This window comes from Streptomyces sp. NTH33 (genome assembly GCF_003236365.1).
Classification (GTDB): domain Bacteria; phylum Actinomycetota; class Actinomycetes; order Streptomycetales; family Streptomycetaceae; genus Streptomyces.
Genome location: NZ_POTZ01000001.1, coordinates 1 through 19341 on the forward strand (window position 1 = coordinate 1; position 19341 = coordinate 19341).

Genomic DNA, 19341 nt, shown 5'->3' on the forward strand with positions numbered 1-19341 from the left:
GAACCGAGGGCGCTTCGACCGGCGGGTGCCCGTCGGACCGCTGCGGGGGCTGGTAGCCGTGCTGTCCGGGGTCCGGGTAGCCGTAGCCGCTCCGGCGCGTGTCCTGGTAGCCGCCCTGCTGCTGGTCCTGGAGGAGGTGGGCGAAGGCGTCCGGCTCGTGGCGGTTCTCGCCGGAGTGGCTGACCAGGTCGTCGACGCCGACGAACTGTGTGGTGCGGGGGTCCTCGCCGTGCGGCAGGTACTGGGTGGCGCCCGACGGCTCCGGCGGCGGGGTCTGTGCCCACACCCGTGGGTCGGGGGCGTACGGCGACTGCGGGGGCTGCCCGTAGAGCGGCTGCCGGGGCCCGTGGGCGCCGGGTGGCGGCGGGGGGTGCGCGGCGCGGTCGTACAGTGCCTCGCCGACCGGGTCCTGCGCGGTGAGGTCCTGAGCCCGGTAGGGGTCCTCGTCGTAGGCGTCCTGGAGGTACATGTCCGCGGGCGGCTGCGGCGGTGCCTGGCCGTGCTCGGGCGGCGGGGCGTCGGGGTCGCCCGAGCCGCCCACGGCGTGGCCGCGGTCACCGTCGTACGGCGCGTTCATGGATTACCCCACCTCATTGTCCCGGGCCCTCCGGGCCACGACATGCTCAACGGTCCACTTTCTCACCCGTGCCGGACGGGTCGGCGTTTTCCGCTGCGGTGTCCGGTGCCGGGTCACTCGGCTGCTCCGGGGCGCCGCCTTCCGGCTCGTCTGCGCTCTCGCCGGTTCCGCCGGTGCCGCCCTCACCGCTGTCCGCGTCCGTCTTCCCGGCGTCCTCGGCCGTCTCGGCGCCCTGGGCGGTCTCCCGGGCCGCCGCCCGCTTGCGCTGGGTGTACATGCGGAAACCGGCGAGGACGAGCAGCAGGACACCGCCGCCGATGACCAGCATCACCGTGGCCGTGATCTCGGTGACCTTCACGTCGAAGGTGACGGGTGCACCGTACTCCCGGCCGTCCTGCGTGTAGAGCTGGGCGACCACCGTCACGGGGCCGTTGGCGTTGGCCGATGTGGTGAACTTCACGGACTGGCTGTGCCCGCCGGAGACAGTGACGGACTGTTCGGAGTAGGCCTTGCCGCCGATCTTGAGACGGGTGGGATTGGTCGAGGTGAGCCGCAGCACCAGGTGGTCGACGTCCTGCACCAGGTTGTTCTGCACGGTCACCGGGATCGTGGCGCTGCGGCCGGAGAGCTTCGTCTCCGACTTGTCGATCAGCTTGACCTGTTCGGAGAGGTCGTCGAGGTACGCCTCCACGCCGTTCCGGAAGTGCTTCGCCTCGCCGGCCCGGCCGCGCCACGCCGTGGACATCTCCCGGTTCATGGCCCGTCCGAAGGGTGTGACGACCCGGGACTCGTTGGTCAGGACGACCTTGAAATTGTTGACCTTGTCCTGCGTTCTGGCGATCGCCGCGAAGGCGGAGCGGCCCAGTTCCTTCTTGCGCAGCGAGGAAGGGTAGGCGGTGGTCGACGGGACCTTCGTGGTGGCACCGGGATCCGGCGTGGCCTTGGCGGCCGCGGCCAGGTCCTGCGACTGGGACCAGGTGCTCTGCTGGAGGGCTGTCAGCGCCTGCGCCATGGCCTGGGCCTGGTGCGCGGTCGGCATGCGCTGCGGGGCCACGACGATGCTGCGCTGTTCGTTCGTCTGGTCGTGGAGTTCCAGGCTCTGGGCGAGGAACTGCTGCACGGCGAGCGTGGTGGCGCCGGCTCGCGACATGTCGCCCTCGAACGCCGTCGACAGGCGCTCGTCCGCGACGACGGCCGTGGTGCCGCCGCCGATGGGACGGGCCGCCGAGGGCGTGTAGGTCATGTCGCCGGTCTCCCGCAGGCTGTCGCTGCGCGCGATGACCTTGTCGGCGCCCGCGGAGGTGGCGACCTTGACGATCGAGGGGTCCACGGCGCCGTCCACGGGCCAGGCGAAGTCCGTGCTCGGTTTCACGTGGAGCACCGTCTCCACCGTGCCGGCGGCGACGTCGGTGGCGTCCTTGAGCTGGCTCAGCGAGCCGGTCACGCTCGTGCCGCGGTGGGCGAGGGAAGCCAGGTCGGGGTCGGCGAAGGGCAGTGCCACGACCTCCTTGCCCGTCACCGCCTGCTGCAGCTCGGCGAGCCACTGCTTGGCGACCGCCTGGTGGGTGCCCGGGGTGGGTGTGCCGCCGTCCGTCTGGATGCGGTAGTTGCGGGTCATGGCGTCCACGGATGCCAGCAGGTCGGGGTCGATGACCCAGGTGACGTCGAGGTTCTTGCCCAGCGACAGCATCTGCTCCAGGCGGCCGCCGGGAGCGATGTCCTTGGCCAGGTCGTCGTTGAGGAAGACCGGCGTCTGCTGGGCGCTGGGGCCCGTCTCGGCGGTCATGTGGACGGGGGACACGAGCGGCCACAGATAGGTCGTCTTCGTCTTCGTGTCCGCATCGGCCGGCTGCCACGGCAGGAACGTGTGCCGGATGCCCAGGACCTGCTCCCAGGGCTGTCCGGAGGTCTGCCCGGACAGCGAGACGGAGAGCTGGTAGACCCCGTCCTCGCCGAGGTTCAGCTTGTCGACCGGCACGGAGAGGTTGAAGTGCTCGGCGACGCCCGGGGAGAGCTTGGGGAACTTCTGGACGTACTTGCCGCCGACCTCAAAGCCGTCGGCGCCCGGCTCGAACGCGGTGCGCCGGGCCACGGCGTCGATCGCCGAGCGGGTGTTCAGTTCCTGACCCACGCGCAGGCCCACGTGGGCGTCGGTGACCGCCTGCCTGCCGTTGTTCGTCACGGTGCCCGAGACGGTCAGCGTGTCCCCGTCCGAGGGCACGCTGGGGCTGAGGGAGTCGAGGGAGACGGCCACCGTGCGCGAGCCCGACGCGGACCGGAGGGAATCCTGGCCGGCGGCGTGCGCGGCCGCCGCGGCGGGCAGCTGGAGCAGTCCGGCCAGCAGGGGCGTTCCGGCGAGCAGTGCCCCGGCGCGCCTCAGCAGGCGGCGGGCAGGTGAGGGACAGGTCCCCTGGAAGTCTGCCGCCTCGGCCACGCGCTCGCCCGTCCCTCGTCGTCAGTGGTCGTCGGAATGTGCGTCCACGCATGGTAACGATGCGCGCTGAAGGGAAGTGCCGCGGAGGCGGCCACACGATCATGGGACGCCGACGACTGCCCTGGATATGGGTGTATCCGGGGATGCTGTTCGTTATGTCACAAAGGCTGGTACTGGGTGAGTGACAGGGGGTTTGTCGCCGGCATCCCACGGGGTGCCGTCCCCGCGCGCCCGCAGGGTGTCCCCGCAGGAACATCGACGGCGCGGCCGGCAGCCCGGGCCACGTACTCTTTTCTGTTGTGCCGAACGCCAACGAAGACACTTCCTCTGCCCTGAGCCAGGTGCAGCAGCGCGCGGTGAGCGAGCTGCTGCGGGTGGCCCCCGTCGCCGACGATCTCGCGCGTCGCTTCCAGGAGGCCGGGTTCTCCCTCGCCCTGGTCGGCGGCTCGGTCCGGGACGCGCTGCTCGGCCGGCTCGGCAACGACCTGGACTTCACCACCGACGCCCGCCCCGAGGACGTACTGAAGATCGTGCGGCCGTGGGCCGACGCCGTGTGGGATGTCGGGATCGCCTTCGGCACGGTCGGGGCGCAGAAGCGGGTCCGCGCCGGAGATGCTGATCGATGCTTCCAGATCGAGGTGACCACCTACCGGTCGGAGGCGTACGACCGCTCCTCGCGCAAGCCCGAGGTGTCGTACGGCGACTCCATCGAGGACGACCTCGTCCGGCGTGACTTCACCGTCAACGCGATGGCCCTGACGCTGCCGGAGAAGACGTTCATCGACCCGCACGGCGGCCTCGAGGACCTCGCGGCCCGCGTGCTGCGCACCCCCGCCACGCCCGAGGAGTCCTTCTCCGACGATCCGCTGCGCATGATGAGGGCCGCGCGCTTCGCCGCCCAGCTCGACTTCGAGGTCGCCCCCGAGGTCGTCACGGCGATGAAGGAGATGTCCGCACGCATCGAGATCGTCTCGGCCGAGCGGGTCCGGGACGAGCTGAACAAGCTGATCCTGTCGGCCCACCCGCGCAAGGGCCTGACCCTGCTCGTCGACACCGGTCTCGCCGACCATGTCCTGCCCGAGCTGCCGGCCCTGCGTCTGGAGAGCGACGAGCACCACCGGCACAAGGACGTCTACGACCACACACTGATCGTCCTGGAGCAGGCGATGGCGCTGGAGGAGGAGGGCCCCGACCTGACCCTCCGCCTGGCTGCCCTTCTGCACGACATCGGCAAGCCGCGCACACGGCGTTTCGAGAAGGACGGCCGGGTCTCCTTCCACCACCACGAGGTGGTCGGCGCGAAGATGACCAAGAAGCGCATGACGGCGCTGAAGTACTCCAACGAGCTGGTGAAGGACGTCTCCCGTCTGGTCGAGCTCCACCTGCGCTTCCACGGCTACGGCACCGGCGAGTGGACGGACTCCGCGGTCCGCCGCTACGTCCGTGACGCGGGCCCGCTGCTCGGCCGGCTCCACAAGCTGACCCGCTCGGACTGCACCACCCGCAACAAGCGCAAGGCGACCGCGCTGTCCCGGGCGTACGACGGTCTGGAGGCACGCATCGCCCAGCTCCAGCAGCAGGAGGAGCTCGACGCGATTCGCCCGGATCTCGACGGCAACCAGATCATGGAGATCCTCGGCATCAAGCCCGGTCCGGCCGTCGGCAAGGCGTACAAGCACATGCTGGAGCTCCGCCTGGAGAACGGGCCGATGGAGTACGACGCGGCGGTCGAGGCCCTCAAGGAGTGGTGGACCGAGCAGGACGGGCCGAACTGACAGCACGCGACGGGGTCATGTTTCACGTGAAACATGACCCCGGGGAGAACACCGAGGGGCGATGTTTCACGTGAAACATCGCTCCTTCCTCGCCCTCCGCCACCCTTCGTCACCCTCCACCACTCTTCATCAAGGAACCATCGGTGTGACCTCTACCGGCGTTCGAAACCGACCATGAGGGCCGCGACCGCCGCGTAGATGACAGCGACCGTGATCACCAGCACGGCCGAGCGGCCGTCCGGTGGCAGCATCAGTGTGGCGGCGCCCGCAGCGCCCACGAAGGCGACGTTGAACAGCACGTCGTACACGGAGAAGATCCGGCCGCGAAAGCCGTCGTCGACCGCGGACTGCACCACTGTGTCCGTGGCGATCTTCGCGCCCTGAGTGGTCAGTCCCAGGACGAACGCCGCGACCAGCAGGGGGCCGGTGGTGAACGGCAGGCCGAGGGCGGGTTCGAGGACTGCCGCGAAGCCGGCGCACACGGCGATCCAGCGGACGGGCCCGAGCCGTCCCGCCGCCCACGGCGTCACGACGGCCGCCGCGAAGAACCCGGCACCGGAGAGTCCCAGCGCCAGCCCGAGCAGGCGCAGCCCGTCCCTCGTGTTCGAGGTCAGACCATAACGGCACAGCATCAGCACCATGACCGTCAGAGCGCCGTAGCAGAACCGCATCAGCGTCATCGACGCCAGCGCCCGGGCAGCCTCCCGGCGCGGCGGTGCGGCGAGATGCCGTATGCCCGCCAACAGGCCGCGCGCGGTGCCGGTCAGTGTCGTTCCCAGCCGGGGTCGGGCCGCGCCCCGGTCGGGGCCGAGCAGTTCCGGGGCCATGAGGAGCGAGGTGAGGGCCGCGCACAGATAGAGGGCGGCTCCCAGCAGCACCACGGCAGCGTCGGAGTCCGCGCCCAGCAGCCGTACGAGGAAGGCGAGACCGCCACCCGCGAACGCGGCCAGGGAACCGGCGGTCGGCGACAGGGAGTTGGCCATCACCAGTCGCTCGGCGTCGACCACGCGCGGCAGCGCGGCGGACAGCCCGGACAGGACGAAGCGGTTGACGGCGGTGACGCACAGGGCGGAGACGTAGAACAGCCAGTCCGGCACGGCGGCGACCATCAGCACCGCGGTGGCGGCCGCCATCACCGCGCGTGCCAGATTGCCGTAGAGGAAGACCTGGCGGCGCCGCCAGCGGTCCAGCAGGACACCGGCGAACGGGCCGACCAGGGAGTACGGCAGCAACAGCACCGCCATCGCGGAGGCGATCGCGGCGGCCGAGGTCTGCTTCTCCGGGGAGAAGACGACGTACGTGGCGAGCGCGACCTGGTAGACCCCGTCCGCGCCCTGGGAGAGCAGCCGCACGGCGAGCAGGCGTCTGAAGTTCCTCAAGCGCAGCAGAACGCGCAGGTCACGGACGACGGGCATGGGGCACAGCCTCACATACGGCAGGCCCCCGGGAGCACACGGTGCGCCCGGGGGCCCGACAGCCCTGGCAGGAGCGGTTTCAGAGGCGGGGGGTCAGCGCTCGACCTCGCCGCGGATGAACTTCTCCACGTTCTCGCGGGCCTCGTCGTCGAAGTACTGCACCGGCGGGGACTTCATGAAGTAGGAGGACGCGGAGAGGATCGGGCCGCCGACGCCCCGGTCCTTGGCGATCTTCGCGGCACGCAGGGCGTCGATGATGACACCCGCGGAGTTCGGGGAGTCCCAGACCTCGAGCTTGTACTCCAGGCTCAGCGGGACGTCGCCGAAGGCGCGGCCCTCGAGACGGACGTAGGCCCACTTGCGGTCGTCGAGCCAGGCCACGTAGTCGGACGGGCCGATGTGGACGTTCTTCTCGCCGAGGTCCCGGTCGGGGATCTGGGAGGTGACGGCCTGGGTCTTGGAGATCTTCTTGGACTCCAGACGGTCGCGCTCCAGCATGTTCTTGAAGTCCATGTTGCCGCCGACGTTCAGCTGCATGGTGCGGTCCAGGATGACACCGCGATCCTCGAACAGCTTCGCCATGACGCGGTGCGTGATGGTCGCGCCGACCTGCGACTTGATGTCGTCACCGACGATCGGCACGCCCGCCTCGGTGAACTTGTCCGCCCACTCCTTGGTGCCGGCGATGAAGACCGGGAGAGCGTTGACGAAGGCGACCTTGGCGTCGATGGCGCACTGGGCGTAGAACTTCGCCGCGTCCTCGGAGCCCACGGGCAGGTAGCAGACGAGGACGTCGACCTGCTTGTCCTTGAGGACCTGGACGACGTCGACCGGGGCCTCGCCGGACTCCTCGATGGTCTCGCGGTAGTACTTGCCGAGGCCGTCGAGGGTGTGGCCGCGCTGGACCGTCACCCCGGTGGAGGGCACGTCGCAGATCTTGATGGTGTTGTTCTCGGAGGCGCCGATGGCGTCCGCGAGGTCCAGGCCGACCTTCTTGGCGTCGATGTCGAAGGCGGCGACGAACTCGACGTCACGCACGTGGTAGTCGCCGAACTGCACGTGCATGAGGCCCGGGACCTTGGACGCCGGATCGGCGTCCTTGTAGTACTCCACGCCCTGTACCAGCGACGCGGCGCAGTTGCCCACGCCGACGATGGCTACGCGAACCGAACCCATTGGCGGTTGCTCCCTGTGTGTACTCGGTGAGGCCCCGACGGGACCTCACGTGGCGGTGTCGTCGGGCGTATCCGGCCGGGAAGGCTCCCCGGACCGGGGCAGGCCGCCCGTCGCTCCAGTTGCGGTGTCCTGAGAGGCGGGCTCCCCGGAGCCGGAACCCTTGAGGTCCCGCCCGGCCCGCTCGCTCTCGATGAGCTCGTTCAGCCAGCGCACTTCGCGCTCCACGGATTCCATCCCGTGGCGCTGGAGCTCGAGTGTGTAGTCGTCGAGGCGCTCCCGGGTGCGCGCCAGGGAGGCCCGCATCTTCTCCAGGCGCTCCTCCAGCCGGCTGCGGCGGCCCTCGAGCACGCGCATGCGTACGTCGCGCGACGTCTGTCCGAAGAAGGCGAAGCGCGCGGCGAAGTGCTCGTCGTCGTACGCGTCGGGACCCGTCTGGGAGAGCAGCTCCTCGAAGTGCTCCTTGCCCTCGGCCGTCAACCGGTAGACGATCTTGGCGCGGCGTCCCGCGAGCGCGGCGGAGACGGCGTCCTCCGGTGCGTTGCCCGGCTCCTCGATCAACCAGCCGTTGGCGACCAGCGTCTTGAGGCAGGGATAGAGCGACCCGTAGCTGAACGCCCGGAACACACCCAGTGACGTATTGAGTCGTTTGCGCAGCTCATAGCCGTGCATCGGGGATTCACGCAGCAGGCCGAGTACGGCGAACTCCAGGATCCCGGAACGCCGGCCCATCGTCGCCTCCTCTCTGCCGCGACCCGGTGCGGTGGGATGCCGCTCCGAGTGTCGTGACGGTCTTTATCTCGCGCTGATGTATCGACTCGATACATCACGACGATAGAACGGTGCTTCGGATGCGACAAGAGGGGGCTGGGTGAGCGGGATCACATCACCGTCTCGTTGAAGCCAAGTTGCCTGGTTTGGGGTGAACTTCGGGGTTCAGTGGCTTGCGGTGGTGCGTAGTCTGTGCGGCATGCATACCGCCGGGAACCGTGTGACGCCTGGGGACGTCCTCGTCCCGGGTGCAGTACGGATGAATGAGCGACCGACCGCATCCGTACTTCGGGGGGACCGGAAACCAGCCGCCGTTTCCAGGCGCGCAAGGATGCGCCTGCCCGAGGAGTAGTCGTTCGATGAGCGAGCACCGTCGCAAACCGCCGCAGCCGCAGGGAGGCGGACGTGCCGCGGCCCGACGCGGCCAGTCCGGTTCGTCCTCCGGCCGCCGCGCGGCACCGCGAGGCGCCACCGGGTCTCCGTCCGATTCCTATGGGCCGGGTGCCCACGGCCCGGGAGGTGAGGGCCGTACGTACGGCGGCCGCGCCGAGGCACGACGCGCGGCACAGAGAGGCGGGAGCCGCCGAGCCGGTTCCACCGGGCCCGGGCGCGGCAGAGGGCGCGCGGCGCCTCCCGGCAAGGAGCGGATCATCGACTACCCCCGCCACGACAAGGACGGCTGGCGCCGCTGGATGCCGTCCTGGAAGCTCGTCTCCGGGTTGTGCATCGCCTTCTTCGGCAGCCTCGTGGCCGTCGCCGGCGTCGGGTACGCGATGGTGAGTGTGCCCAGTGAGGCGCACGCCGCGGCGTTGTCGCAGAACAACGTCTACTACTGGTCCGACAAGACGCAGATGGTCGCCACCGGCAGCGGTCAGAACCGGCAGAACCTTCCGTTCGACCGGATTCCCGAAGCCATGCAGTGGGCGGTGATCTCGGCCGAGAACAAGAGCTTCTACGACGACTCGGGTGTCGACCCGATGGGGATCGCCCGCGCGCTGGCCAACATGGCGCGAGGCGGTGACACGCAGGGTGGCTCGACGATCACCCAGCAGTTCGTGAAGAACACCTACCTGAGTCAGGAACAGACGGTCTCCCGGAAGTTCAAGGAGATGTTCATCTCGATCAAGGTGGGCACGAAGCTCACCAAGCAGGACATCCTCCAGGGCTACCTGAACACCTCGTACTACGGCCGTGGCGCCTACGGCATCCAGGCCGCCGCCCAGACGTACTACGGCAAGGACGCCGTCGATCTCACGCCGAGCGAATGCGCCGTCCTCGCCGCTCTGCTCAAGGGCCCGACGTACTACGACCCCGCGGGCAACGAGAACCTCGACGCCTCGGCCACCGCCGATGCCAACCGCAAGCGTTCGGAGCTGCGGTGGAGCTGGATCCTCGAGCAGATGCACAAGGACAAGCGCCTCTCGGACGCCGACTACCAGGAGGCGATCAAGAAGTACCCCCTGCCTCAGGGCCGTAAAGCGATCAAGGGCATGACCGGCCAGGTCAGCTATCTCGTCGACGCGGCGAAGCGGTACGTCCTGAAGCACTCCGACATCACGGAGGCGCAGTTCGACCAGGGCGGGTACCAGATCTACACCACCTTCGAGAAGGGCAAGGTCGAGGCGCTCGCCAAGGCCGTCAAGAAGGTGGAGAAGGAAAACATCGACCCGAAGCGCGAGGAGGACCAGCACGTCCAGTTCGGTGCGGCGTCGGTGAAGCCCAATGACGGTGCGATCGTCGCGCTCTACGGCGGTGTCGGCTTCGAGAACGGCCACTTCAACAACAACGCGGACACCTCGGGCGTCCCCGTCGGTTCGACGTGGAAGCCGTTCGTGCTCGCCGCGGCGATGCAGTACGGCACCTACAAGACCGATGGCGTGGGGATCTCACCGCTCAGCAAGTACAACGGTGACGACCGCCTGAAGATCAGGAACAACGACGGGTCCTTCGTCCTCAAGAAGGACAACACGCCCTTCCTCCAGAAGAACGAGAGCCCCTACCCGTGGGGCTTCATCACCCTGCGCAAGGCGATGGAGCAGTCCGTCAACACCCCCTTCGTACAGCTCGGCATGGACGTGGGGATGAGGAACGTGGCGGACGTGGCGGAGAAATCCGGCATTCTGAAGGACAGCTTCGCCGACCTCAACGCGTCGTTCGCCCTCGGTACGTCGACCCCCAGCGCGATCCGCATGGCCGACTCCTACGCGACGTTCGCGGCGTCGGGCAAGCAGGCCGACCCGTACTCGGTGACAGCCGTCAAGCACAACGGTTCGGAGGTGCCCGGCTTCGAGAAGCCGCGCATCAAGCAGGCGATGCCCGAGAGCGTGGCGCACAACGTCACCGACGTCCTCGAGAACGTCATCGAGAACGGCACGGCCAAGAACGCGCTCGCCCTGGGCCGTAAGGCCGCGGGCAAGACGGGCACCACCGACGAGAACAAGTCCGCGTGGTTCGTCGGCTACACCCAGCAGCTGTCGACCGCGGTGGCGATGTTCCGTGAGGACCCCAAGAGCCACAAGCTGCTCTCCATGAACGGCACGGCGGGCAAGGACTCCATCCACGGTGGTGACATTCCCACGCAGGTGTGGACCGAGTACATGAAGGAAGCCCTGAGGGGGAAGCCCGACCCCGGCTTCCCCAAGGCCGAGGAGATCGGCGAGATCGCGGACGGGATAGGCGCACCCTCCCCGACTCCGTCCCCGACCGTCACCGAGACCGTGGAGGAGAGCCCGACTGCCTCGCCCGAGCCCAGCCAGACCGAGACCAGCCCGGAGCCCACGCCGACCCGGACACGTTGCGGTTTCTTCGGCTGCAACGGCAACGGCAATGGCAATGGCAACGGCAACGGCAACGGCAACGGTGGTCAGACGGGCGACGGCGGCACGGACGGCGGCATCACTCCGGAGCCTTCGGCCACCGACACAGGTGGTATCGACAACAGCACCGGAGGCGGCAACCGGGGCAGCGGCAACGGAGGCACCGGTTTCTTCGGAGGCCCGGCCGGTTGATCCGAGGCGAGCGCGCGCCACGACCAAGTCGTGGCGCGCGCTCGTATGGGTGATACAGCGCCACGCCCATGCGCGAGACGGTCTCAGGCTGCTCACCCGAAGCGCCCCTTCCCTGCAACCGTCGTGCTGCCCATCGCGGCCACCCCTACCCTGAAGATGCGACTGGTGAGGCACGGAGCCACCCATGGAGTGCTCTCCGGCGCGGTGCTCGCTGCGACGGCGGGTCGCGGCGCCACAGCGGCCGACAGTCCTCCCGCCCGCCCAGTACGTCGCCCGGCGAGCACCGCGAGCCGTCGACCGGCACCGCACGGGCCGCGACGGGTGTATCGATCCGGGTGATGGAAGCCGGCAGCGGGATCGGGCCCGCGCCGTTCGCGGTCTCGTACGGCAGGATGTGCGGCATGCCCAGTGGAGAATCGACGCACGCGAGCGTCCACGAACCGGAGCCGGTGGGGCCGACCAAGGAGGATCCGGTCGCCGCTGCCGGCAGTGAGCTGATCGGCGGCCCGGTCGGGCGGCGCGCCCTGACCGGGACGTCCTGGTGGACCCCGGTGCGGGTCGTCGCGCTCGTCGCGATCGGCATGTTCGCCCTCGGCCTGGTCCAGAAGGCGCCCTGCTACCAGGGCGCCTGGTTCTTCGGTCCGAGCTCGCAGTACACGAAGGCCTGCTACTCGGACATCCCGCACCTCTACCAGGGGCGCGGCTTCGCCGACGGCCTCGTGCCCTACTTCGACAGACTCTCCGGCGACATGCCGTACCTGGAGTACCCGGTGCTGACCGGGCTGTTCATGGAGGTGGCCTCCTGGCTGACCCCGCACAGCGGCAGCATCCAGCACCAGGAGCAGTGGTACTGGATGGTCAACGCCGGGATGCTGATGGTGTGCGCGGCCGTCATCGCCGTCTGCGTGACCCGTACGCACGCCCGGCGGCCGTGGGACGGTCTGCTGGTCGCCCTGGCGCCAGCCTTCGCGCTGACCGCCACCATCAACTGGGACCTGCTGGCGGTCGCCCTGACGGCCGCCGCGATGCTGATGTGGTCCCGGGGACGCTCGCTCGCCTTCGGCGTCCTGCTGGGGCTCGCCACGGCCGCCAAGCTCTACCCCGTCTTCCTGCTCGGCCCGCTGTTCCTGCTGTGCTGGCGTGCGGGGAAGTGGCGCGACTTCGGCAGGGCCCTGGCGGGCGCGGTCGCCGCCTGGCTGGTGGTGAACCTGCCGGTGATGGCCTTCGCCACGGACGGCTGGTGGCAGTTCTACAAGTTCAGCCATGACCGGGGCGTCGACTTCGGTTCCTTCTGGCTGATCTGGTCCCAGAACTCCAGCAATCCGCCCAGCACCGACTTCGTCAACACCACGGCCACCCTGCTGGTGGTGCTGTGCGCCCTCGGCATCGCGGTGCTGACGCTGACCGCCCCGCGCCGTCCGCGCTTTGCCCAGCTCGCCTTTCTGATCGTGGCGGCCTTCATCGTCACCAACAAGGTCTATTCGCCGCAGTACGTCCTGTGGCTGGTGCCGCTGGCCGTGCTGGCGCGGCCCAAGTGGCGGGACTTCCTGGTCTGGCAGGCCTGCGAGGTGGCGTACTTCCTCGGGATCTGGATGTACCTCGCGTACACGACCAGCGGAGACGCCCACAAGGGTCTGCCGACCGACGGCTACCACTGGGCGATCGCCGTGCATCTGCTGGGCACGCTGTACCTGTGCGCGGTCGTCGTGCGCGACATCCTCATGCCGGAGAGGGACGTGGTGCGCCGCGCCGGCGACGACGACCCCTCGGGCGGCGTTCTCGACGGCGCCGAGGACGTCTTCGCCCTCGATACGCGCACTCCTTCGCCGCGCCACGTGGCCCACGTCGGCGCACCGCAGGTGGAGTGGGGCGGCCGGAGCGCGGCCGCACCCCGGGACGATTCGCCCTGAGCGAACGCGCCCGCTCACGGAGGACCTGCGGACCTGAGGACCTGAGGGCATGAGGGCATGAGGACATACGGAAAGGCCGTACACGGTCACTGCCGTGTACGGCCTTTTTGCAGGAGAAGAGGGCTCAGCGGTCCACGAGCCGGTCGAACTGCGTGGTGGTGTGCCGCAGATGCGCCACCAGCTCGTCACCGACCTCGGGCTCCTGGGCGTCCGCGGGGATGAACAGGATCGACACCTGCATGTGCGGCGGCTCCGCGAACCAGCGCTGCTTGCCGCTCCAGACGAACGGGGAGAGGTTCCGGTTCACCGTGGCCAGACCGGCGCGGGCGACGCCCTTGGCCCGCGGCATGACGCCGTGCAGCGCTTTGGGGGCCTCCAGGCCCACCCCGTGCGACGTACCGCCCGCCACGACCACCAGGAAGCCGTCCGAGGCCGCCTTCTGCTGGCGGTAGCCGAAGCGGTCACCCTTGGCGACCCGCGTGACGTCCAGGACCGCGCCGCGGTACTCGGTGGCCTCGTGGTCCCCCAGCCACAGCCGTGTGCCGATCCGGGCACGGAAACGGGTCTGCGGGAACTGCTGCTGCAGCCGGGCGAGTTCGTCCGCCTTGAGATGGCTGACGAACATCGTGTGCAACGGCAGCCGGGCCGCGCGCAGCCGGTCCATCCAGCCGATGACCTCCTCCACGGCGTCCGAGCCGTCGGTGCGGTCCAGCGGCAGGTGGAGGGCGAAACCCTCCAGCCGGACGTTCTCGATGGCGGAGTGCAGCTGCGGCAGGTCCTGCTCGCTGACTCCGTGCCGCTTCATCGAGGACATCACCTCGATGACGACACGGGCCCCGACAAGGCCGTACACCCCGTCGACCGACGACACCGAGCGGACCACCCGGTCGGGCAGCGGCACCGGCTCCTCGCCGCGGCGGTACGGCGTGAGCACCAGCAGGTCACCGCTGAAGAAGTCCTTGATGCGCGCGGCCTCGTACGTCGTGCCGACGGCGAGGATGTCCGTACCCAGCCGGGTGACCTCCTCCGCCAGCCGCTCGTGCCCGAAGCCGTAGCCGTTGCCCTTGCAGACCGGGACGAGCCCCGGGAACTGCTCCTGCACGTGCTTGTGGTGCGCCCGCCAGCGCGCGGTGTCGACGTAGAGCGTGAGCGCCATGGCCGGACCTGGAACCTTTCTCGTGGCTGCGGTGTATCAGAAGTATGGGAAGTGTGGAAGGTGTCGACGGAACAGAGGCGAAGAGCGTCAGGTCAGCGTCGCGACATGTAGATGTCGAGCGCCTTGTGGAGCAGCTTGTTCAGCGGGAAGTCCCACTCGCCGAGGTACTCGGCGGCCTGTCCGCCGGTGCCGACCTTGAACTGGATCAGGCCGAAGAGGTGGTCGGTCTCGTCCAGAGAGTCGGAGATGCCGCGCAGGTCGTAGACCGTGGCGCCGAGCGCGTAGGCGTCGCGCAGCATCCGCCACTGCATCGCGTTCGAGGGCCGGACCTCCCGGCCGATGTTGTCGGAGGCACCGTAGGAGTACCAGACGTGCCCGCCGACGATCAGCATGGTGGCCGCGGCCAGGTTCACACCGTTGTGCCGGGCGAAGTACAGCCGCATGCGGTTGGGGTCCTCGGTGTTGAGGGCCGTCCACATGCGCTGGAAGTACGACAGCGGGCGGGGCCGGAAGTGGTCGCGCACCGCGGTGATCTCGTACAGCCGCTGCCATTCCTCGAGGTCCTGGTAGCCGCCCTGGACGACCTCGACACCGGCCTTCTCGGCCTTCTTGATGTTGCGGCGCCACAGCTGGTTGAAGTTCTTGTGCACCTCTTCCAGGGACCGGTTGGCCAGCGGCACCTGGAAGACGTAGCGGGGCTGGACGTCACCGAAGCCCGCGCCGCCGTCCTCACCCTGCTGCCAGCCCATACGGCGCAGCTTGTCGGAGACCTCGAAGGCGCGGGGCTCGATGAAGTCGGCCTCCAGGTCGCGCAGGCGCTTGACGTCCGAGTCCTGGATGCCCTTCTTGATGGTCTCGGCGTTCCAGCGGCGGATGACCACCGGCGGGCCCATCTTCACCGAGAAGGCGCCCTGCTGCTTCAGATGCGCCAGCATCGGCCGGATCCAGTCGTCGAGATTCGGCGCGAACCAGTTGATGACCGGGCCCTCGGGCAGATAGGCGAGATACCGCTTGATCTTGGGCAACTGGCGGTACAGGACAAGTCCGGCGCCGACCAGCTCACCGGTGCGGTCGTCGAACCAGCCCAGGTTCTCCGAGCGCCACTCCGACTTGACGTCCGCCCAGGCCGGGACCTGCATGTGACTCGCCGCGGGCAGGCTCTGGACGTAGGCCAGATGCTGCTCTCGACTGATGGTCCTCAGGGTCAGGCTCATTCGGGGCGCTCCTCGGGCTGGTGTGTCCCCATGGGGTCAGGGGCTCCGGCTCTCGCGCCGAAGCCTACTGCGCCCGGGGAGCGCGCAGACTGGCCGTACGCGACCTTCGCCCCGCCCTGGCGCCCGCCGGGGCGCCGTGCGCGGTCGTGCGGGCGGCGTCCGCGGAGTTTGGGGGACGCCGCCCGTCAGGAGCGGCCGGAGTGCCCGGGATCAGCTAGAAGAGGCCGCCGAAGAGACCGCCGTGCGCCAGGCCGAGGTAGAAGCCGACCGCGGAGGCGCCGAGGCCGAGGATCAGCCCGAAACGCTGACGTGTCGTCACCGAGACCCACTGACCGTACGCGCCGGTGAAGATGCCCACCAGACCGGCCCAGGAGCTCAGCAGGTGCAGACTGTGGAAGAGGAGCCCGGTGATGAAGGCCAGCACGCCCAGCGCCAGGGTCACCACGAGCAGGGTGTCCTGGAGAGGGTGGGGCTTGCCGTCCGTGGCGAAGAGGCCGCCGCCCGCGGCGGGGTTCGGTCGCATCGTCTGTGCCATGGGCACCTCCTGCGAAAGACGGCGCGTCCTGGCGCCGTGCACACCCGTGACGTCCAGATTGACGGGTCCTGCCACCCGATTTCAACCGGAAGCAGGTGTGCGGGTAATCTGTACGGTCTGCACAGTGTCTGCCCCGGCGGAGCCGCGGCGAACCCGGAGAGTGCGTCGGCCGCCCCCGATTGTCAGTGGCGGCTGATGTAATGCAGACACTGTTGCGTACGCATCACAACCCTCCTGCCACGGAACGACCGTGGCCGCTGAGTCCAAAGGAGGTGGGTTCCACATGCGTCACTACGAGGTGATGGTCATCCTCGACCCCGATCTCGAGGAGCGCTCTGTCTCCCCGCTGATCGAGAACTTCCTTTCCGTCGTCCGTGATGGTGGCGGAAAGGTCGAGAAGGTCGACACCTGGGGCCGTCGTCGTCTCGCGTACGAGATCAAGAAGAAGCCCGAGGGCATCTACTCGGTCATCGACCTGCAGGCCGAGCCTGTGGTCGTCAAGGAGCTCGACCGCCAGATGAACCTGAACGAGTCGGTCCTCCGGACCAAGGTCCTCCGCCCCGAGACCCACTGAGCCCTTCCGCTCAGCCGGCCCCGGGATTCGAGTAGCAGCACAAGCAGCCAGCAGCACACCCGCCGAGAGGTTCCCCATGGCAGGCGAGACCGTCATCACGGTCGTCGGCAATCTTGTCGACGACCCCGAGCTGCGCTTCACCCCTTCCGGTGCGGCGGTCGCGAAGTTCCGCGTCGCGTCCACGCCCCGCACCTTCGACCGCCAGACGAACGAGTGGAAGGACGGCGAGAGCCTCTTCCTCACCTGCTCGGTCTGGCGCCAGGCGGCGGAGAACGTCGCCGAGTCGCTCCAGCGAGGCATGCGCGTCATCGTGCAGGGCCGGCTGAAGCAGCGGTCCTACGAGGACCGTGAGGGCGTCAAGCGCACGGTCTACGAGCTGGACGTCGACGAAGTCGGCGCCAGCCTGCGCAACGCCACGGCCAAGGTCACCAAGACCACCGGCCGCGGTGGCCAGGGCGGTTACGGCGGCGGTGGCGGCCAGGGTGGCGGCGGCTGGGGCGGCGGCTCCGGCGGCTCCGGCGGCTCCGGCGGCGGTGGCGGCTACTCGGACGAGCCGCCCTTCTAGGTCCTCGGACCGAGGGTGGGCCGTACCCACACTTCTTGATCACACAGGAGAAACACCATGGCGAAGCCGCCTGTGCGCAAGCCTAAGAAGAAGGTCTGCGCTTTCTGCAAGGACAAGGTCACGTACGTGGACTACAAGGACACGAACATGCTGCGGAAGTTCATTTCCGACCGCGGCAAGATCCGTGCCCGCCGCGTGACCGGCAACTGCACGCAGCACCAGCGTGACGTCGCCACGGCCGTCAAGAACAGCCGTGAGATGGCGCTGCTGCCCTACACCTCCACTGCGCGCTAAGGGAAGGGTGAGCCACTCATGAAGATCATCCTCACCCATGAGGTTTCCGGCCTCGGCGCCGCCGGCGACGTCGTCGACGTCAAGGACGGTTACGCCCGCAACTACCTGATCCCGCGGAAGTTCGCGATCCGCTGGACCAAGGGCGGCGAGAAGGACGTCGCGCAGATCCGTCGCGCTCGCAAGATCCACGAGATCCAGACCATCGAGCAGGCCAACCAGATCAAGGCCCAGCTCGAGGGCGTGAAGGTCCGCCTGTCGGTCCGCTCCGGCGACGCCGGCCGTCTCTTCGGTTCCGTCACCCCGGCCGACATCGCCTCGGCGATCAAGGCTGCCGGCGGTCCCGAGGTCGACAAGCGCCGCATCGAACTGGGCGCGCCGATCAAGACCCTGGGCGCCCACGAGACGTCCGTGCGTCTGCACCCCGAGGTTGCCGCCAAGGTCAACATCGAGGTCGTCGCGGCCTGACCGCCGCACTCGGCTTGAGCAGTCGGCAGAGGGGCCGCACCCGTCGAGGGTGCGGCCCCTCTGCGTGGTCGGCGCGCGGTGGTGGGAGAAGCGGCGTTTCACGTGAAACGGTCAGCGCGTCGCTCCCGTGACGACCCAGCGGCCCGAGCGGGAACGCAGCCACAGGGTCAGCATGCGCACGGTCATCATCAGCGTCATGGCCGCCCAGAGCGTGGTGAGTCCGCCCCCGAGGGTGGGAACGAGCAGCGCCACCGGAGTGAAGACAGCCAAGGTGACCAGCATGGCACCGGCGAGATACGGCCCGTCTCCAGCGCCCATCAGCACACCGTCCAGGACGAAGACGATGCCGCAGACCGGCTGGGAGAGCGCCACCACGAGCAGTGCGGGCAGCGCGGTGTCCTTGACGACGACGTCGCTGGTGAAGAGGGACAGAAAGAGCGGGCGGCTCAGGATCACGAGGAGCCCGAGGCAGAACCCGACGGCTACGCCCCACTGCACCATGCGCCGGCAGGCTTCCCTGGCGCCTGCGGCGTCCCCGGCGCCCAGACAGCGGCCGATGATGGCCTGTCCGGCGATCGCGATGGCGTCGAGGGCGAACGCGAGCAGACTCCACAAGGACAGGATGATCTGGTGAGCGGCGATGTCCGCGTCACCGAGGCGGGCCGCCACCGCCGTGGCGATCATCAGGATCGCGCGCAGGGAAAGCGTACGGACGAGCAGGGGGACACCGGCCTGCGCGGACGCCCTGATGCCGGCCGCGTCGGGACGGAGAGAGGCGTTGTGCCTGCGTGCTCCGCGGACGACCACGGCAAGGTAGACGGCCGCCATGCCGCACTGGGCGATGACAGTGCCCCAGGCCGAGCCCGCGATGCCGAGTCCGGCACCGTAGACGAGACCGGCGTTCAGGGCCGCGTTGGCGACGAAACCCGCGACGGCGACATACAGCGGGGTCCGGGTGTCCTGCAGCCCGCGCAGGACTCCGGTGGCGGCCAGAACGACGAGCATGGCCGGAATGCCCAGCGAGGAGATACGCAGGTAGGTGGTCGCGTACGGAGCCGCGGTCTGCGAGGCACCGAAGAGGTCCACCAGAGCGGGGGCGGTGGGCAGCACGACCGCGATCACGGCAGCGCCGAGCAGCAGCGCCAGCCAGATGCCGTCCATGCCCTGGCGGATGGCTGCCTGGAGATCGCCCGCGCCGACGCGGCGGGCGACGGCCGCCGTGGTGGCGTAGGCAAGAAAGACGAAGACGCTGACGGCAGTCATCAGGAGGGCCGAGGCGACGCCGAGCCCGGCGAGCTGTGCCGTGCCGAGATGGCCGACGATCGCGCTGTCGGCCATCACGAAGAGCGGCTCGGCGACGAGTGCGCCGAAGGCCGGAACGGCCAGCGCGACGATCTCTCGGTCATGCCGGCGCCGGGTGACCGTGCGGCGTGCGGGGGCCTGTGTCATGAGCACCAATCTAATCGTCCACAGGT

The 19341-nt window shown here is 69.0% G+C and carries 15 protein-coding genes and 1 pseudogene; 7 read left to right on the forward strand and 9 right to left on the reverse strand.

Annotation, left to right across the window (positions count from 1 at the left end; translation table 11 throughout):
- Positions 1–577, reverse strand: a pseudogene (locus C1I97_RS00005) (murein biosynthesis integral membrane protein MurJ); the annotation flags it as partial.
- Between the two features lie 46 nt (positions 578–623).
- Complete coding sequence (locus tag C1I97_RS00010; RefSeq protein WP_111001129.1) at positions 624–3011, reverse strand: DUF6049 family protein; 2388 nt, start codon at positions 3009–3011, stop codon at positions 624–626.
- A 299-nt stretch (positions 3012–3310) separates the two neighbouring features.
- Between C1I97_RS00010 and C1I97_RS00015 the strand changes: the two genes are divergently transcribed.
- Complete coding sequence (locus C1I97_RS00015; RefSeq protein WP_111001130.1) at positions 3311–4786, forward strand: CCA tRNA nucleotidyltransferase; 1476 nt, start codon at positions 3311–3313, stop codon at positions 4784–4786.
- A 152-nt stretch (positions 4787–4938) separates the two neighbouring features.
- Here the strand turns inward: C1I97_RS00015 and C1I97_RS00020 are convergent, their stop codons facing one another.
- The 3 genes from C1I97_RS00020 to C1I97_RS00030 all read right to left on the reverse strand — a co-directional run bounded on the left by C1I97_RS00020 (position 4939) and on the right by C1I97_RS00030 (position 8106).
- A complete protein-coding gene (locus C1I97_RS00020) occupies positions 4939–6201 on the reverse strand; it encodes an MFS transporter (protein ID WP_111001131.1) in 1263 nt (420 codons plus the stop codon).
- 93 nt (positions 6202–6294) lie between these two features.
- A complete protein-coding gene (locus tag C1I97_RS00025; protein WP_111001132.1) occupies positions 6295–7377 on the reverse strand; it encodes an inositol-3-phosphate synthase in 1083 nt (360 codons plus the stop codon).
- Positions 7378–7422: 45 nt separating this feature from the next.
- On the reverse strand, positions 7423–8106 hold the full coding sequence (locus tag C1I97_RS00030; protein WP_111001133.1) for a PadR family transcriptional regulator: 684 nt from the start codon (positions 8104–8106) through the stop codon (positions 7423–7425).
- 398 nt (positions 8107–8504) lie between these two features.
- On the opposite strand from C1I97_RS00030, the gene C1I97_RS00035 reads away from it, so the two are divergent.
- Both C1I97_RS00035 and C1I97_RS00040 read left to right on the forward strand, forming a co-directional pair.
- Positions 8505–11153, forward strand: a complete 2649-nt coding sequence (locus C1I97_RS00035; RefSeq protein ID WP_441349071.1) for a transglycosylase domain-containing protein — start codon at positions 8505–8507, stop codon at positions 11151–11153.
- A 401-nt stretch (positions 11154–11554) separates the two neighbouring features.
- Positions 11555–13063: a glycosyltransferase family 87 protein gene (locus C1I97_RS00040; RefSeq protein ID WP_441349072.1), complete on the forward strand. Its 1509-nt coding sequence runs from the start codon at positions 11555–11557 to the stop codon at positions 13061–13063.
- 124 nt (positions 13064–13187) lie between these two features.
- On the opposite strand, the gene C1I97_RS00045 is transcribed toward C1I97_RS00040, so the two are convergent.
- The 3 genes from C1I97_RS00045 to C1I97_RS00055 all read right to left on the reverse strand — a co-directional run bounded on the left by C1I97_RS00045 (position 13188) and on the right by C1I97_RS00055 (position 15968).
- Positions 13188–14219 (reverse strand): alanine racemase, encoded by a 1032-nt coding sequence (locus tag C1I97_RS00045; RefSeq protein WP_111001135.1) that lies wholly within the window; start codon positions 14217–14219, stop codon positions 13188–13190.
- A 92-nt stretch (positions 14220–14311) separates the two neighbouring features.
- A complete protein-coding gene (gene femX, locus C1I97_RS00050; protein WP_111001136.1) occupies positions 14312–15433 on the reverse strand; it encodes a peptidoglycan bridge formation glycyltransferase FemX in 1122 nt (373 codons plus the stop codon).
- A 214-nt stretch (positions 15434–15647) separates the two neighbouring features.
- Positions 15648–15968 (reverse strand): hypothetical protein, encoded by a 321-nt coding sequence (locus C1I97_RS00055; protein ID WP_111001137.1) that lies wholly within the window; start codon positions 15966–15968, stop codon positions 15648–15650.
- A 283-nt stretch (positions 15969–16251) separates the two neighbouring features.
- Here C1I97_RS00055 and rpsF point away from each other — a divergent pair, with 283 nt between their 5' ends.
- From rpsF to rplI, 4 genes are all read left to right on the forward strand, one after another.
- Positions 16252–16542, forward strand: a complete 291-nt coding sequence (gene rpsF, locus C1I97_RS00060) for a 30S ribosomal protein S6 (protein ID WP_111001138.1) — start codon at positions 16252–16254, stop codon at positions 16540–16542.
- Positions 16543–16618: 76 nt separating this feature from the next.
- Entirely contained in the window at positions 16619–17107 is a 489-nt protein-coding gene (locus tag C1I97_RS00065) for a single-stranded DNA-binding protein (RefSeq protein ID WP_111001139.1), read from the forward strand.
- Positions 17108–17164: 57 nt separating this feature from the next.
- Positions 17165–17401 carry a 30S ribosomal protein S18 gene (rpsR, locus tag C1I97_RS00070; protein ID WP_003949403.1) on the forward strand — a complete coding sequence of 79 codons (237 nt, stop codon included), beginning with the start codon at positions 17165–17167 and terminating at the stop codon, positions 17399–17401.
- A gap of 18 nt (positions 17402–17419) precedes the next feature.
- Positions 17420–17866: a 50S ribosomal protein L9 gene (gene rplI, locus C1I97_RS00075; protein ID WP_111001140.1), complete on the forward strand. Its 447-nt coding sequence runs from the start codon at positions 17420–17422 to the stop codon at positions 17864–17866.
- Positions 17867–17977: 111 nt separating this feature from the next.
- Here the strand turns inward: rplI and C1I97_RS00080 are convergent, their stop codons facing one another.
- Positions 17978–19315, reverse strand: a complete 1338-nt coding sequence (locus C1I97_RS00080; protein ID WP_111001175.1) for an MATE family efflux transporter — start codon at positions 19313–19315, stop codon at positions 17978–17980.
- Positions 19316–19341: the final 26 nt, after the last annotated feature.

Bases quoted from the DNA above. Each gene is read 5' to 3' on its own strand.
- C1I97_RS00035 (WP_441349071.1), top strand. From the start codon at position 8,505: ATGAGCGAGCACCGTCGCAAACCGCCGCAGCCGCAGGGAGGCGGACGT.
- C1I97_RS00045 (WP_111001135.1), bottom strand. From the start codon at position 14,219: ATGGCGCTCACGCTCTACGTCGACACCGCGCGCTGGCGGGCGCACCAC.
- rpsF (WP_111001138.1), top strand. From the start codon at position 16,252: ATGCGTCACTACGAGGTGATGGTCATCCTCGACCCCGATCTCGAGGAG.
- C1I97_RS00080 (WP_111001175.1), bottom strand. From the start codon at position 19,315: ATGACACAGGCCCCCGCACGCCGCACGGTCACCCGGCGCCGGCATGAC.
- C1I97_RS00020 (WP_111001131.1), bottom strand. From the start codon at position 6,201: ATGCCCGTCGTCCGTGACCTGCGCGTTCTGCTGCGCTTGAGGAACTTC.
- femX (WP_111001136.1), bottom strand. From the start codon at position 15,433: ATGAGCCTGACCCTGAGGACCATCAGTCGAGAGCAGCATCTGGCCTAC.
- C1I97_RS00025 (WP_111001132.1), bottom strand. From the start codon at position 7,377: ATGGGTTCGGTTCGCGTAGCCATCGTCGGCGTGGGCAACTGCGCCGCG.
- C1I97_RS00055 (WP_111001137.1), bottom strand. From the start codon at position 15,968: ATGGCACAGACGATGCGACCGAACCCCGCCGCGGGCGGCGGCCTCTTC.
- C1I97_RS00065 (WP_111001139.1), top strand. From the start codon at position 16,619: ATGGCAGGCGAGACCGTCATCACGGTCGTCGGCAATCTTGTCGACGAC.
- C1I97_RS00030 (WP_111001133.1), bottom strand. From the start codon at position 8,106: ATGGGCCGGCGTTCCGGGATCCTGGAGTTCGCCGTACTCGGCCTGCTG.
- rplI (WP_111001140.1), top strand. From the start codon at position 17,420: ATGAAGATCATCCTCACCCATGAGGTTTCCGGCCTCGGCGCCGCCGGC.
- C1I97_RS00040 (WP_441349072.1), top strand. From the start codon at position 11,555: ATGCCCAGTGGAGAATCGACGCACGCGAGCGTCCACGAACCGGAGCCG.
- rpsR (WP_003949403.1), top strand. From the start codon at position 17,165: ATGGCGAAGCCGCCTGTGCGCAAGCCTAAGAAGAAGGTCTGCGCTTTC.